Annotated in this window: 15 protein-coding genes and 1 pseudogene; 2 read left to right on the top strand and 14 right to left on the bottom strand. The window is 58.6% G+C overall.

The genetic code is table 11. From position 1 onward, the window contains the following. Nucleotides 1–8 precede the first annotated feature (8 nt). The 4 genes and pseudogenes from J3P82_RS10535 to J3P82_RS10550 form a co-directional block, all read right to left on the bottom strand. Nucleotides 9–318: pseudogene (locus J3P82_RS10535) on the bottom strand (hypothetical protein). 3 nt (nucleotides 319–321) lie between these two features. Beyond that, entirely contained in the window at nucleotides 322–1,704 is a 1,383-nt protein-coding gene (locus J3P82_RS10540) for an integrating conjugative element protein (RefSeq protein ID WP_434562845.1), read from the bottom strand. Further along, a complete protein-coding gene (locus tag J3P82_RS10545) occupies nucleotides 1,701–2,657 on the bottom strand; it encodes a TIGR03756 family integrating conjugative element protein (RefSeq protein ID WP_434562847.1) in 957 nt (318 codons plus the stop codon). The genes J3P82_RS10540 and J3P82_RS10545 overlap by 4 nt, the downstream gene beginning before the upstream one ends. 105 nt (nucleotides 2,658–2,762) lie before the next feature. Further along, nucleotides 2,763–3,017, bottom strand: a complete 255-nt coding sequence (locus J3P82_RS10550; protein WP_434562849.1) for a helix-turn-helix domain-containing protein — start codon at nucleotides 3,015–3,017, stop codon at nucleotides 2,763–2,765. A gap of 168 nt (nucleotides 3,018–3,185) precedes the next feature. On the opposite strand from J3P82_RS10550, the gene J3P82_RS10555 reads away from it, so the two are divergent. Continuing rightward, nucleotides 3,186–3,473, top strand: coding sequence for a LasR-specific antiactivator QslA (locus J3P82_RS10555; RefSeq protein WP_434562851.1), 288 nt, complete (start codon nucleotides 3,186–3,188; stop codon nucleotides 3,471–3,473). Nucleotides 3,474–3,589: 116 nt separating this feature from the next. Here the strand turns inward: J3P82_RS10555 and J3P82_RS10560 are convergent, their stop codons facing one another. The 10 genes from J3P82_RS10560 to J3P82_RS10605 form a co-directional block, all read right to left on the bottom strand. Beyond that, nucleotides 3,590–3,862 (bottom strand): HU family DNA-binding protein, encoded by a 273-nt coding sequence (locus J3P82_RS10560; protein WP_434562853.1) that lies wholly within the window; start codon nucleotides 3,860–3,862, stop codon nucleotides 3,590–3,592. A 119-nt stretch (nucleotides 3,863–3,981) separates the two neighbouring features. After that, a complete protein-coding gene (locus J3P82_RS10565) occupies nucleotides 3,982–6,738 on the bottom strand; it encodes a conjugative transfer ATPase (RefSeq protein ID WP_434562855.1) in 2,757 nt (918 codons plus the stop codon). Continuing rightward, nucleotides 6,738–7,154, bottom strand: a complete 417-nt coding sequence (locus J3P82_RS10570; protein WP_434562857.1) for a TIGR03751 family conjugal transfer lipoprotein — start codon at nucleotides 7,152–7,154, stop codon at nucleotides 6,738–6,740. Before J3P82_RS10570 ends, J3P82_RS10565 begins: the two co-directional genes overlap by 1 nt. Next, the gene (locus J3P82_RS10575; protein WP_434562859.1) at nucleotides 7,117–8,634 is read right to left on the bottom strand and encodes a TIGR03752 family integrating conjugative element protein; all 1,518 of its coding nucleotides are present in this window, start codon (nucleotides 8,632–8,634) and stop codon (nucleotides 7,117–7,119) included. Before J3P82_RS10575 ends, J3P82_RS10570 begins: the two co-directional genes overlap by 38 nt. Then, nucleotides 8,624–9,436: a TIGR03749 family integrating conjugative element protein gene (locus J3P82_RS10580; RefSeq protein ID WP_434562861.1), complete on the bottom strand. Its 813-nt coding sequence runs from the start codon at nucleotides 9,434–9,436 to the stop codon at nucleotides 8,624–8,626. The genes J3P82_RS10575 and J3P82_RS10580 overlap by 11 nt, the downstream gene beginning before the upstream one ends. Continuing rightward, nucleotides 9,433–10,074, bottom strand: a complete 642-nt coding sequence (locus J3P82_RS10585) for a PFL_4703 family integrating conjugative element protein (protein WP_434562863.1) — start codon at nucleotides 10,072–10,074, stop codon at nucleotides 9,433–9,435. The genes J3P82_RS10580 and J3P82_RS10585 overlap by 4 nt, the downstream gene beginning before the upstream one ends. Then, complete coding sequence (locus J3P82_RS10590) at nucleotides 10,071–10,484, bottom strand: TIGR03750 family conjugal transfer protein (RefSeq protein ID WP_434562865.1); 414 nt, start codon at nucleotides 10,482–10,484, stop codon at nucleotides 10,071–10,073. The genes J3P82_RS10585 and J3P82_RS10590 overlap by 4 nt, the downstream gene beginning before the upstream one ends. Nucleotides 10,485–10,491: 7 nt before the next feature. Next, on the bottom strand, nucleotides 10,492–10,863 hold the full coding sequence (locus tag J3P82_RS10595; protein WP_046062015.1) for a TIGR03745 family integrating conjugative element membrane protein: 372 nt from the start codon (nucleotides 10,861–10,863) through the stop codon (nucleotides 10,492–10,494). A 17-nt stretch (nucleotides 10,864–10,880) separates the two neighbouring features. Beyond that, nucleotides 10,881–11,120: a TIGR03758 family integrating conjugative element protein gene (locus J3P82_RS10600; protein WP_434562867.1), complete on the bottom strand. Its 240-nt coding sequence runs from the start codon at nucleotides 11,118–11,120 to the stop codon at nucleotides 10,881–10,883. Next, a complete protein-coding gene (locus J3P82_RS10605) occupies nucleotides 11,117–11,449 on the bottom strand; it encodes an RAQPRD family integrative conjugative element protein (protein WP_434562869.1) in 333 nt (110 codons plus the stop codon). The genes J3P82_RS10600 and J3P82_RS10605 overlap by 4 nt, the downstream gene beginning before the upstream one ends. A 306-nt stretch (nucleotides 11,450–11,755) precedes the next feature. Between J3P82_RS10605 and J3P82_RS10610 the strand changes: the two genes are divergently transcribed. Further along, the gene (locus tag J3P82_RS10610) at nucleotides 11,756–12,127 is read left to right on the top strand and encodes a histone-like nucleoid-structuring protein, MvaT/MvaU family (protein ID WP_434562871.1); all 372 of its coding nucleotides are present in this window, start codon (nucleotides 11,756–11,758) and stop codon (nucleotides 12,125–12,127) included. The last annotated feature ends 66 nt before the right edge of the window (nucleotides 12,128–12,193 follow it).

Genomic DNA, 12,193 nt, shown 5'->3' on the forward strand with positions numbered 1-12,193 from the left:
GTGGGACCTCACAATCGAGTAAGCTCGACGCAGGTAAACAGCAAGAGCCCTAATGTCCCGGCGCGTTTCACGCGCAGTCGGTCCTGTGGTCGATGTCGGTAGCGCCTCAGCAGGTCCCACCAGAGTGCAAAGAGGACGCTGTAGAGCAGGGCGCGCCACCACCGCAGATAAGGCCGTATCGATTCCAGGGCTTGCTGCCAGACCTCGAAACTGCCCAGCGCAGTGCGGCCGATCCAAGCGATCAGTGCGGCGGTCAGGATCATCACCGCGGCAGTGCCCAGACTCGAAAGCAAAAGTGAATAGCGATGAGCGTTTCATGGCTCACTTGCGCCTGGCGTCAGCATCGTTGAGTCGACCAGGTTCGGGGTCGCCTTGCTCGACGGTACGCGAAGCATCGGCACCACCGGCATGCCGGTCCAGCACCAGACTGGCGGTATTGGTGGTGAGCATCTGCCGGACCTGCAGCTCGGTCTGCAGCAGGCGTATCTCGCGCTCCAGTGTGTCGATGTTTTTCGTCAAGGCCGTTTGGGCCGGTTCGGCGGAAGCGATGTTAGGTTCGTGGCTGCCTGCCAGCAGCGTGCGCAATAGCAGGAGCGCTTTGTCGAGCACGCTGGACAGGGCCGTTTCACTGGCGAGGCGCCGCGCCAGTATTTCCTGATCAGGGTCGTCGCGTAGGGCTTCGATCACACCCCGGGTCACCGGCAGCATCGGGCTGGAGGCTTTGCTCAGATTGTCAGGGGTAGGCGGCAGAGAACCGGACAGCAATCCTTGCAGGGTCTTGAGATGTTCACCGTAGGCCTCCTGGATCAGCGGCGTCAGTCCGCTGCCAGCGGTAGCCCGCAGAGTCTCGCAGGTGTCGCAGGTCGCGACTTCGGTCTCACCCAACACTCGAACAGCCCATTCGGATTCCTCTTGGGGTGAGGTCCACGCCTGGCAAATAGCGCCGCCCAGGCAATCACTGCTACTGATCGAGGCGCTGTCATCCACCGACCGGTTATGCAGCAGGTTGTAGCCCGCGCGCACCACATCGGAGGTTGCCCGGATGGGTGTTTGTCCGCTACCTCCAGCCTTCTGCCCGCCAACCCAAGACACCCCATTATTGCCGTTACGGGCCTCGGTGTTTTTCACCGCGGCCACCGCATCACCGCCGGTTTGTTCGAGGTTGCCCTGCATCTCCTGGTTCTTGGCCAATGCGCCCCAGCCGGCTTGACCGACTTTGTCCGCCATCTTCTCGGCCATGGCCTGACAGGTCAGTTTGGAACGATCGAAGTCAATGCGGCCTTGCATCACTCCGTTACTCAGTAACTCATAGAGACCGGGATTGGCGCGCTGGATGATCAATGCCGGCAGCGACATGACGGCTTGGGTCGCGTTTTGCACGATGCTGCCCATGATCTGCTGGAAACCTTCGGTGACGCCGTTTAGTTGGTTTTGCAGGGTGTTGGTGAGGCTCATGTTTCCGCACATCATGTTCGCCTGCCAAGACCCACCGACACCGAGTCCGTTGGGGCGATAGAGCGAGCTCGGCGAGCCCGCTGCCGAGCCGCCACCGATGGTGTACATCACCCGATCATCGAGTACTTCGCCTTGAGTACCCAGGCGGTAATCGTCCTCGACTGCATGAGCATGAGTGGCAACTGCGAGCAGTCCACAGAGCAACAGACTCATCGTGTCGAACGAGGATCGTGTGAGAAGCAGGCTCATGAAGCACCGCCTTCGAAGTCGATGCTGAACAAAAAGGTCTGTCCTTCACGCTTGCAGCAGCTATAGGGGCGCCACAGCGACCAGGCATAGCCGCCATCCGCGCTCTGCACAGGACCGCTGGGAAAGATGGCGCACGTGGGTTGAACCAGAGGGTAGAGCAATTGCCATTTGTGGGTCGAAGCGTCATTTTCAATGATCGGACCGGGCGGCCAGTAACCGTCGCGTGGAAAAGGTGTGAGCGGCAAGTACACATGTGGCTGCCAGTTGCGAGTAATGAAATCACCCGCCCGTTGCGCCATCACCGCAGCGGCTTTGAAGTCGTCGGGTTGTACCAGAAATCCTTGCCGGGGATAGACGTTGCCCCACATGTTTCCCGCGATCTGATGACCGATTTCACGGACCCCCGGTATCAGCGACTCGGGGTAAAGGCTTTCCGGTATGCCCAGGCGCCAGGCCAGCGAGTCCAGAGTGCTCAGGTAGTAGGGCATGAACGCAGTGGAGCCGCTGGCGCAGGCGTAACCGGATTGCGAAGCCAGTTGTGTGGCGACCCAGCCACCAGGGTGACCGATGCCATCGACGTTCTTGAAGCGGGGTAGGTTGTCGCGCTGGGTGTTCGGCGTGATCAGGTTTCCGCCACCTTCCGCACCATTGATGGGAGCGGAGAGGGTGCCCATCTCGGTCCATGGATTATTGCCGGTGGTGGCGTAGCTCGAAACCACCAGCTCAGGAATGAAATGACGAACCTTGGTCGAGGTTTTGACTGTGCAGCCGAAGGGTGTGCACAGGAGCCAGAAACAAATACCGACGACTCTGTATTCGAGACAGCTTGGCGAAAGCGCAGAGGACGTAATGTTGCCGGTGTCCAGCGCCATGCTTGGGCCGCACACCAGCAGCACGCTCAGCGCCAATGGCCGTAGCTTTGTGGGCGGGATTAACGAGCAGGCAACGGGCATGATCCAGGCTCTCGGTGTATGGCCCGGGCAGGTTCGGTTAGGAACTGAAGAATGTCAGTGGGAATTATGAAGGCGGATCTGTCGGATTTGTGAGACGTGAAACTATTATTTGACGTGAAGGGTGCTGCGCAGGATATCGGGTTCTACAAGTAGCTGATCCGCCGTAACTTCGAAAATATTGGCGAGTTTGCATAGGACCAGCAGCGACGGATTGCCCGTGCATCGTTCGATTTGACTGACGTAGGTACGATCCAGCTCGGCCATGAGCGCCAATTGCTCCTGGGTAAGGTTTTTCACGCGTCGCATCAAGCGGATGTTTTCCGCCAACTGCAGGCGGAGTCGTTCGAAGTCTTGAGTCATGCGCGCAAATTGCGCCTTGAGGGACTCTCAATCCACGGGATATAGTCTACATTGGCATTGATCTAGGCTATTTGATGCCCTTGCCTGTTATCGAGCGTTCATTTGGTGTCGTTAAGATTTCGGGGCTGGACTGCGCGTCTAACAATAAATCAGAAATCTAGGGTGTGTATGGACGAAAACTACGTTTCAATTCCTGCGGCGGATGGTTGCTCGAGCCTTCTGACACCTTGGGGCAACGAATTTGCCCCAATGATCGAACGTGGCGTGCAATGCGCCCAGGCTTGGCTTGATACGTCCGGCGAGATTCCACTGTGGTGGGAATTGGCGCAAACGCGCAAAACCTTTCCTGTCGGTGACTGCCAGGATGCTTTTGAAGCTGGTTTTTTGTTGAGGATTCAGCAGCGGCTAAGCAGTGTGCCACCCAGCCCAAATCAAGGCAGAAAAGAACTTCCCTAAAGACGCGTTCAAACACAAAGCTCGAACCGCTCCCAGAGTTCAGCCAGCGTTTCGGCTGCTGAAGCCCCAATACCAGCGCTCTCGAAGAGTTGGTATTGGGTAATCGCCACCAGCGTCTAGTTAACCGCGTCTTTCAGCGATTTACCGGCTTTGAAACTAGGCGTCTTCGAGGCCGCGATCTTGATGGTGGCCCCCGTTTGAGGGTTACGTCCGTCGCGCGCTGCACGTGCTTTGACCGCAAAGGTGCCAAAACCCACCAAGGCGACGTTCTCACCGCCTTTCAACGCAGTGGATATGATGGTTGTGAGGGCATCCAGTGCGCGTCCGGCAGTGGACTTCGAGAGGTCGGCGGAGCTCGCTATGGCCTCGATTAGATCGTTTTTATTCATGTGTGACTCCTTCCGCTTGGCTGAGTGTCGACGAGTAATCTACTCAGATAGTTCTTGGATATCTACCACAAAACCGCACTCCAGCCCTGCCCAGACGTAACGCTATCTGGTCTTCAAATCTATTCTAACGTCCCGATTCCTCGGGCCTGGTCAATACGCTCAGCTACCTGGAAAGCCGCTTCCAACTCCGAGCAACCGTTCTCCTGCATCAACCTCCAGCGCTCGGCTTTTTCCTCGGGCTCCGTCATGGCCAAGGCGAGATAAAGGCTGGGTGGTACGGCTCGAAACAGCGTTTCGAGTTTTTTCGACAGCACGACTCCCTCGGTGTATTTCCCTGGCTCCTTACTGGCGGAGAGCAACAAAGCTTTCTGTGCCGGCGTGAGTTTCTTGAATCGTGCGATTTCTTCGATTTCCGCAGGCGGCATATTCAAACAAATCCACCATTCGATCATGTTGAGCATGGTCTGCGCGGCAGTGGGAAAGTCGGCAAGGTTTTGCGTCGCCAGCCAGAACCAGGCTCCGAGCTTGCGCCACATCTTCGTGCCCTTGACCACGAAGGGCGCCAGCAGCGGGTTCTTGGTGATGATGTGGCCCTCGTCGGTGACCATGATGATCGGTCGGCCTAGGTACTGGTCGCGCTCGGCAAGGTTGTTCACGGTGTTCATCAGGCTGATGTAGCTGATGGACATCTGTGCCTCGTAGCCTTCGCGAGCGTAAGTGGCGAGATCGACAATGGTCACATCGCTCTCGGGCCAAGGTGTGCCTTCGCGATCAAACAGTTCACCTTCGAAACCCTGGCAAAACAGGTCGATGGACTCGCCCATTTCCTGGGCGCGCTCGCGCCGTTTTTCCGGTAAGTTCGGGTCGGCGGCGACGCGCAGCAAGGCGTTGCGTACGTCGCGGGTCAGTACCTGGCGCTCCGCTGCGACACAGGTCTGTGCCGCATCTAGGATGCACTCGCGGATCATGCTGCGATCGGCTCGACTCAGGCGCGCTTCTTCCTTGGCTTCGCCGCCGGTGATCATCAGGCGGGCGGTGATTTCCAGTTCGCCGAGAACATCGCGCTGGTCTTCGCGACTGGCTACCGCCTCATCGTCCAGCTCATCGATCGACACGCTCACCACCTGATCCGGCTGTTCGACCAGGCGCCAGGCATCGGCGAACGGGGCGAGACTGACCGAGGCGCCAGGTTTCAATTGGACCTTGTTGACTGACAGGTCCTGTGTCGCGAAGTAGTCGCCCTGCAAACCAAACGAATTGCCGGCTTCGACGATAAACAGGCGAGGGCGGTACACCGCCATGACCTGCATCAGCAGGGTAACCAGGGTGGCCGACTTGCCGGCACCGGTCGGACCGAACAACAGCAGATGTCCGTTCATGGCCCGGTCCAGGTGTGACAGCGGATCGAAGCTCAAAGGCGAGCCACCACGATTGAACAGGGTGATACCCAGATGACCGGTGCCGGTGCTGCGGCCCCAAACCGGAACCAGGTTCGCCAGGTGCTGGGCGAACATCAGGCGGGTGTACCAGTTGCGTGTGTCGCGGGCCGGGTTGTAAACCATCGGCAACCAACGCAGGTAGCTGTTGCAGGCGGCGACCTCATCGCCTTCACGTACCGGTTGCAGCCCCGCGCCCAACAGCGCGTTGGCCAGGCTGACCGAGCGCTGGTGCAATTGCTGTTCATCGTGACCGTGCACATAGAACGCCAGGGTGCCGCGGTACAGCTTGTGCTGGCGACCGATGATCGCACGAACCTCTTCAACATCTTGGCGGGTCTGGGTCGAGGCCAGGTTTTCACCGATGGCTTTGCGCGCCAATCGGTTTAACTGGTCTTCGAGCACATCCTGCGGCTTGATCACCAAGGTCAGACTCATCACCGTGCCTTCGGGTAACTGGTCGAATAGAGCATTGGCTGCATCACCCTTACGGGTTTCTCCGGTGAGTTGACCAATCGACGGTGCCCGTCGCAGTTTGTCCACTACCATGACCCGATGGGGTTGCCCATCGAAGTACCAGAGTCCCCGTTGCACATCCGAGCACGGTTCGTTGAAGAACAACCGTTCGGCGAAGTCGTGATCGAAGGGCAATTCCAGCGACTCGCCATCAGCAGGCTCTGGATAGGCAACACGTTGGTAAAAGCGCTCGGGCGTTTCATTCGTGAGCCTGGGTGCCGGATTGAACCAGGGCAATAACCAGGCATACAAACCGCGGCCATCAACGCGTACCGATTGCACGCCGCACGCCTGCAACGAAGCCGCAATACGTTCGCAAGCCTGCTGCAGGAATTGGACAGGGGTGAGTCCCGTCTCGTCGGCACCAGACTCAAGCCAGCGATAGACCACCAGGCGCACCCGGCGGTTATTGCCACGCCAGGGCAGGCGCGTCACCATCTTATCCTCGAACAGCCCGCCGGGCTTGGCGATGAACTGCAGATGGCGGCGAGTGAGTTCTAAGTAGGCCTCGGTGAAGATCGTGCCTCGGGCGCTGTCCTGAATATAATCGGTGAGACGCGTCAGGTAGGGGGTGAAGTCGTTGTCGTCCTGGCAGAAAAACTGCGCCACCCAAGGCGCTTGGTCCAGTTCGTCAAAGCTATCCTGCAGGGCGTCTTCGAGAGCATCGCGGGCTGTCACAAGCCAATCGGGTTCGCGCCCTTCAGTGCCGATGGGCAGCAACTCGAACACCGCGCCCACCGAGCGATTGTCATCGAGCAGAAAACACTGCTCGATGTCGAGGTACTCCACCCAAGGCAGGTGATCGGTGAAGCTGGGGTTGTGCGCGTAGAGTGCAGCTTCATCGGCCAGGGTCGCGCGAGGGCGCAATGGGTTGCGCCAGGCCTTCCACGCAGAAGTGCGCTTGCCCGAATCGGCGGTACGCACTACAGGTCTTCCTGACGTTCACCCGGCAATGCGTACTGCACCCGTTGGTAGAACGGAAAGATGGTGGAGTAACCCGGGACCGGCGCTTGTTCGGTACCACTCAGATGCGGATACACGTACAGAACCAGATCGGGATTGGGCAGGCGAGGGAACAAATTGTGGATCTCGTTCGTCGCTGTGCGCGTGTACGGCTCCTGGAGAGCAACGGAGAAATCTGCCTGGTCCAGCGGACGGCGTAACTGCTCCCGAGCATCCAGCAGTTGCTGCTGAGTACCTTGCGAACCGGCGCCGTTCCAGATCTCCAGCATGGTTTGCTCGCCATGGGGCAGTAGCGTCTCCTTGTCGGTGGAGCACCCCGTCAGGACTAAGCAAAGCACGCTAATCCAGGTCAGGCAGAGAAGCATGGTTTTTTTCATGGCGAACGCTCCGGCCCTTTGGCTCGTAGTCGATGGTGATCTCATGATCGAGGTGCAGGACGACCTGTGCAGCCGGTGGCACGTACACAGCAGCAAAGGTCTCGCCATAGAGTTTGTTGATCCACTCACGGATGTCGCTAACCCCACCACTGAGAATTGAATTCAGCGCGCTATTGCCGCTGCTGCTGGTGATCCCGAGCGTACTGCCGCCCGAACTGATCACGCTGCTGTTGTTCTGCTCATCCCCAAGCAAGGCGGCGACACCGGCGCCGGCGGCAGTGATCAAACTCTGGCTGCCGAGGTACTGTTGAGCGTTTGAGCGGCGCTCACCAGCGATGCAAGGAATGCCATACGGATCGGAGAGGTAACCGAGTCCGCCGCGAATCTTGTCGGTGTTTGAGCTCTGGGTGGTAGAGGCATTGCGACTAGCTACTGCCTTCGGCTGAGGCACCGTGCGGATGGTGCCATCGGTAAACACAAAGGTTATTGACTCGACCTGTCCGCGTACGCAAGACAGAGTCCAGTCACCGGACGCCGTGCCGCTCATTACGGCGCCCGCAACGTCCGGCAGATCGATGCCGTTGGCTGTCAGGTTCTCCGGACCAACCAGCACCTTGAAGGGGTAGGGATCATTCACGGTGCCGTCCACTGGGACTCGGCCAATCAGCGCGGTCATGGCGACCGAGCCCATCAATGTCGCGTTTTCGGGAATGGTGTAGACCGGCTTCGCGTCTTCGGTACGATCAGCGGAGCGTGTCAGGTCACGTTCACCCTGGGTGACCTCTCGTAACTGCTTCTGGCTGCGGTCGATGGCATTGTCCTTCAAACCCTTCAATGAGCTGAAGGCAGTAGGCAGACTCAGAGCGGAGGCGGTCTTGGTTTTGCTTCGGGCGTCGGTGGGCAGAGCATCCGAGGGCTCAATCCACTGCAGTGCATCATTGGCAGAATGCTGCTCTTCGAACTGAGCACCGTCGCCCGGCTCAAGCCCCAGTCCGATCGGCATATCCTTGCCTTTGCCGGTCAGCCCCGACAACTGTTCCTGCAATTGCGTCAGCAGACCGCGAGCCTGACGACTGTCTTGTTCCGCTTTGAGTCGGGCCTCATTGGCTTGTCGGCGGCTTTCGTCGACCTGTTGGGTTACGCTGCCAAGCGCGGTCTGGATGCGCGAATCGACACTATTTTCCCGCTCACGAAGGCGGTTGTTCTCCGTCTGCAGCGAATCGTTGTGTTTTTTCAGGCCGAGCATATCGCTGCGCATGGCCTTCACCTGGCCGACCAAGGTGGCGACCGTGTCGCGTGGGGTATCCCCCGCAATACCGAGCGACTTGGCCTGCTCGGCGGATAACTGGGGGTTGTCCTGAGCAGGCGGACTGTCTGACGAAGGCGAGGTACCACCCGTAACCGAAGTTTTCAGGATGATGAACACCACGCCTAGCAGCACAGCCGGTACCAGCCATTTGAGCAAGGCGTTAGCTTTCATCGTCAGCACCTCGCGTAATGGGCGGAAGCAGCACGGCGCGTTCGAGGCCGGCACCCTGCGTGACAAGGTAGGCAACCGTGGTGTCTTCAGGGCTGCCGACAGGCCCGAGGAAAGCATGCTGGAAAGCCGCGGCAAATAGCTTAGCCTGTAGCCGACGTGGATCGAGTTGCACCGTCGCTGAACCACGGTTGCGCAACTTCACTGCTGTAACCCAGTAGTCACCGAGTTGCCAGGCGGCGATGGACATGCTGGACACGTTTTCGGTCGGCAGCAGGGTTGGCAGTTCTGTGCGCAGCTTTAGCGGGACGCGGCGTACGCCGGGCAGGGACTCCACGGTACGTAGAGGTGCGTACAGGCTTTGCGCGGCGTAGCGCGTCAAAGCGACTGGGATTGGCGTACGTTCTGGAGCAGGGACGGTGCTGGATTCAGCCTCGGTAGGCTGCTCCTGAGCATTCTTGAGAATACGCACGGGCTCCAGCGGTTGATCACCAGGCATGGCCGCGATATCCAGCAGGATGATCTCGCCCGTCGCGACCGATTGCAGTTGCAGACGAGTAGGTGCAATGGCTTCCGACGCGCGCAAGTACAGCGTGCCGCCGGTTGACTGCACGCGCAGCTTGTCCATCAGGGTTGAGGGCAAGCCGACTCGAACATCCTCATCGACAAAGACCACCCGCTCCTGATTGATCACCAGCGGGACCGCGAGGGGGAGGCGTTCCCAACGCATCAACTCGATGGCCTGCGCTGCAGCTCCCCATAACATCAGTGCGACGGTGAGTCCCAGGGTAGCAATCCGCTTCATGGCTCACCTCCAGGCAAGGAAATTTTTTGCGGCGTGCCCTGATAACAATCCAGTGCCAGTCCCCACTTGTTGCGTTCGGGGTCCAGGTCGAAACGCACCACGCGCAATGGATAACGCACCACCACCCGCTTCACCGGTTCGGCGGCGTAATACTCATCGGCGTTGAGGTCGAGCTTGACCAGCCAACTGTCACGGTCGAGTTGCTTGACCCGGAGTTCCGGATCTTCGCTGTAGCCTCTGCCCAGAATTTCGTAGACGCCACGCACTCGCTGACGCAGTTCGCCGGCGGCCTTGCGATACTCGTAGTCGCCGTCGAGGAAGGCCTTGCAGGCGGGGGTCAGATAGGACTGCAAGCTATAGATGGCGCGGCGGTAATCCTGTTCGCCATCCGAAGGCCAGCGGTTGAGTTGACCAAAGATGTACAGGGCGAAGGCATACACATTTTCTGAGGGGATATCCCACCACTTGCGCGTGCTGCCCGAGCGCAGATCCGGGGGGACATGTAGAGTCAAATCAGTCGGTGCCGAGCGCCAGCCATACCAGAGTCCGGCGCAGACCAAGGCGAGGATCACCGTCGCCAGGCGCAGGCTGAAGATATGAGCCTGTTGGGCATCCACCTTGTTCCTAAAACGGCTCATGGTTTCCACCGGGACAGGGCGGGGCGCAGTCGACGCGAACGGCGAACCGTCCAGGCGCCGGTATGGAGAATTAAACTTCCGCGGCCGAGGCGCCAACGGCTGGCGAGTATCCACTCGAGCTTGCGGTACAACCAGGTCTCGGGACGAGCCCGTTTGGCCCGGCGCAATAGCGTGCCACCGGCCAATAACACCACCGCCATGCATCCGATCATACTGGTCGGAGCCACAGCTATGGAGGAGGTGGCAATCGCCAGAGGAACACCCAGCACCAAGCCGAGGAATGCACCGGTACCGAGCGCCACCCACATCTCGTTATTGGTCAATCCGCGCAGTACGGCAGGATCCCGATTGAGTCGCTCCGGCAGGAAAACCAAGGTGCCGTCGGCAAGATGTTCGATAGTGTCGTTCATGTCGACCTCACAGAATCGCGGCTGCCTTGGTCAGGAACCAGATGATGATCACCACCAGCAGGGCGCCGATGCCGACCACCGCGCCGAGATCTTTCCAGGTCTTGCGTTGGTTCTGCACGTCGGCATAGACGGTCAGGGAGTGCCAGGCCACGCCGAGAAACGCGAGCAGAGCGATCAGTAGACCAAGCAGGATGCCGCCGTCGTAGGCGTAGTTTTTAATCGTCTCGATCAACCCGGATCCTTCCCCGCGCGAAGGCGCTTCCATGGTGGGAAGTTCGGCGAAAGCCAGGCTTGGACCGAGCACCAGCAGCAGTCCGATCAAGCGTTGGGTCGCACGATCACGCAGGTTGTTTTTCAGAGGGGCAAAGCACTTGAGCATGGCGGCGATCTCCTGGATTAGGACAGGGTGAAGAACATCAGAACGAGTAGGGCGAGCAAGACGCGCGCGGTACTGCCGCCGAAGGCTCCAAAACGCACACTGCCTGCCGCCCAACCCCGGTAGGCCGTCCACATCACCCAGGCGCACCACAGCAAAGCCAGAACCAGAACCAGGGACAGCCACAGCGTCGAACTGCTCTGCGGTGCGAAGCCGGCGGCGTTTTGGAATGCTGCGATCTGAGCGTCAGTCATGCTCATGGCGAGGGCTCCGCAATCGGAGTGTCGAGGCGATAATCGCCGACCAGCTCATCGGGGTCGCGGGGCTGAGCACGGGACGGGGATAGGTAACTCCGCACACCTTGGTGGATGCGCTGGATGTCTTGAACCAGGCGGGGATAGTCGAAGCGATAGCGATCGTCTGGTTCAGCCGTGCTGGCTACCTTAGCTCGCGTCGCAAGACGTTCGAGAGTGCCGAGTTGCCGCTGGATAAGGCTGAGTTGATCCTGCTCATGAGCCGAGTCGGCATAGCTACTGCCGTGAACGATAGCTAGCGAGAGTAGTAAGCAGCGAAAGGCGGTAGTTGACATGGTCCTATCCCGTATGGAGCTGGGAGCAGAATCAAGTCAGGGGGCGAATTATTCAGCAGTAAACGCGAATTAGGATGTATCGCTTTTTTGGAGGAGAACCGAATAGGTTTACTCGCACATACATCGGCAATCGATTCTGCGCAAAAGAGAAGGCTCAGACAGCTCTCAGTCCAAAAACGATGTGTTTTTCATGAGGCAGTGAGTGGGTCGGCTCATGCATAAGGCAGTATGGGTGACGAAGAGCGAATCATCGCTTAGCATTGGAATGTTCGTTTCTCATTACTCTCACCTGAAGGAAGTTTTCATATGTCTCGTTTGGCTGAATTTCGTAAGCTTGAGCAACAACTCGCCGAACAGCTCGCAGAGCTTGAGTCGATGAAAAGTGATTCCGGCTTGAAAAAAGAAATGGAGTTTGAAAGTAAATTGCGGGCGTTGCTTGGCGAGTACGGCTTCAGCTTGAAGAACATCATTAGCATCCTGGACCCAGAGGCTGGCCGTCGTTCCTCAGCACCGAGAGCAGCCCCTGTAAAGCCAGCCCGTAAAGCTCGCGATGTGAAAATTTACAAAAATCCGAACTCTGGTGAGCTGATCGAAACCAAGGGAGGTAACCATCGGCAGTTGAAAGAATGGAAAGTCGAGTTTGGCGCGGACGTTGTAGAGTCGTGGCGTACTCAGTAAGATCGATTTGACCAGGGCTTTGCAAGGGCCCTTTTTTGCTACTGAGGATGCTGAATCCTCAGTGCG

Source organism: Pseudomonas sp. Z4-20 (genome assembly GCF_051131955.1).
Taxonomy (GTDB): Bacteria; Pseudomonadota; Gammaproteobacteria; order Pseudomonadales; family Pseudomonadaceae; genus Aquipseudomonas; species Aquipseudomonas marvdashtae.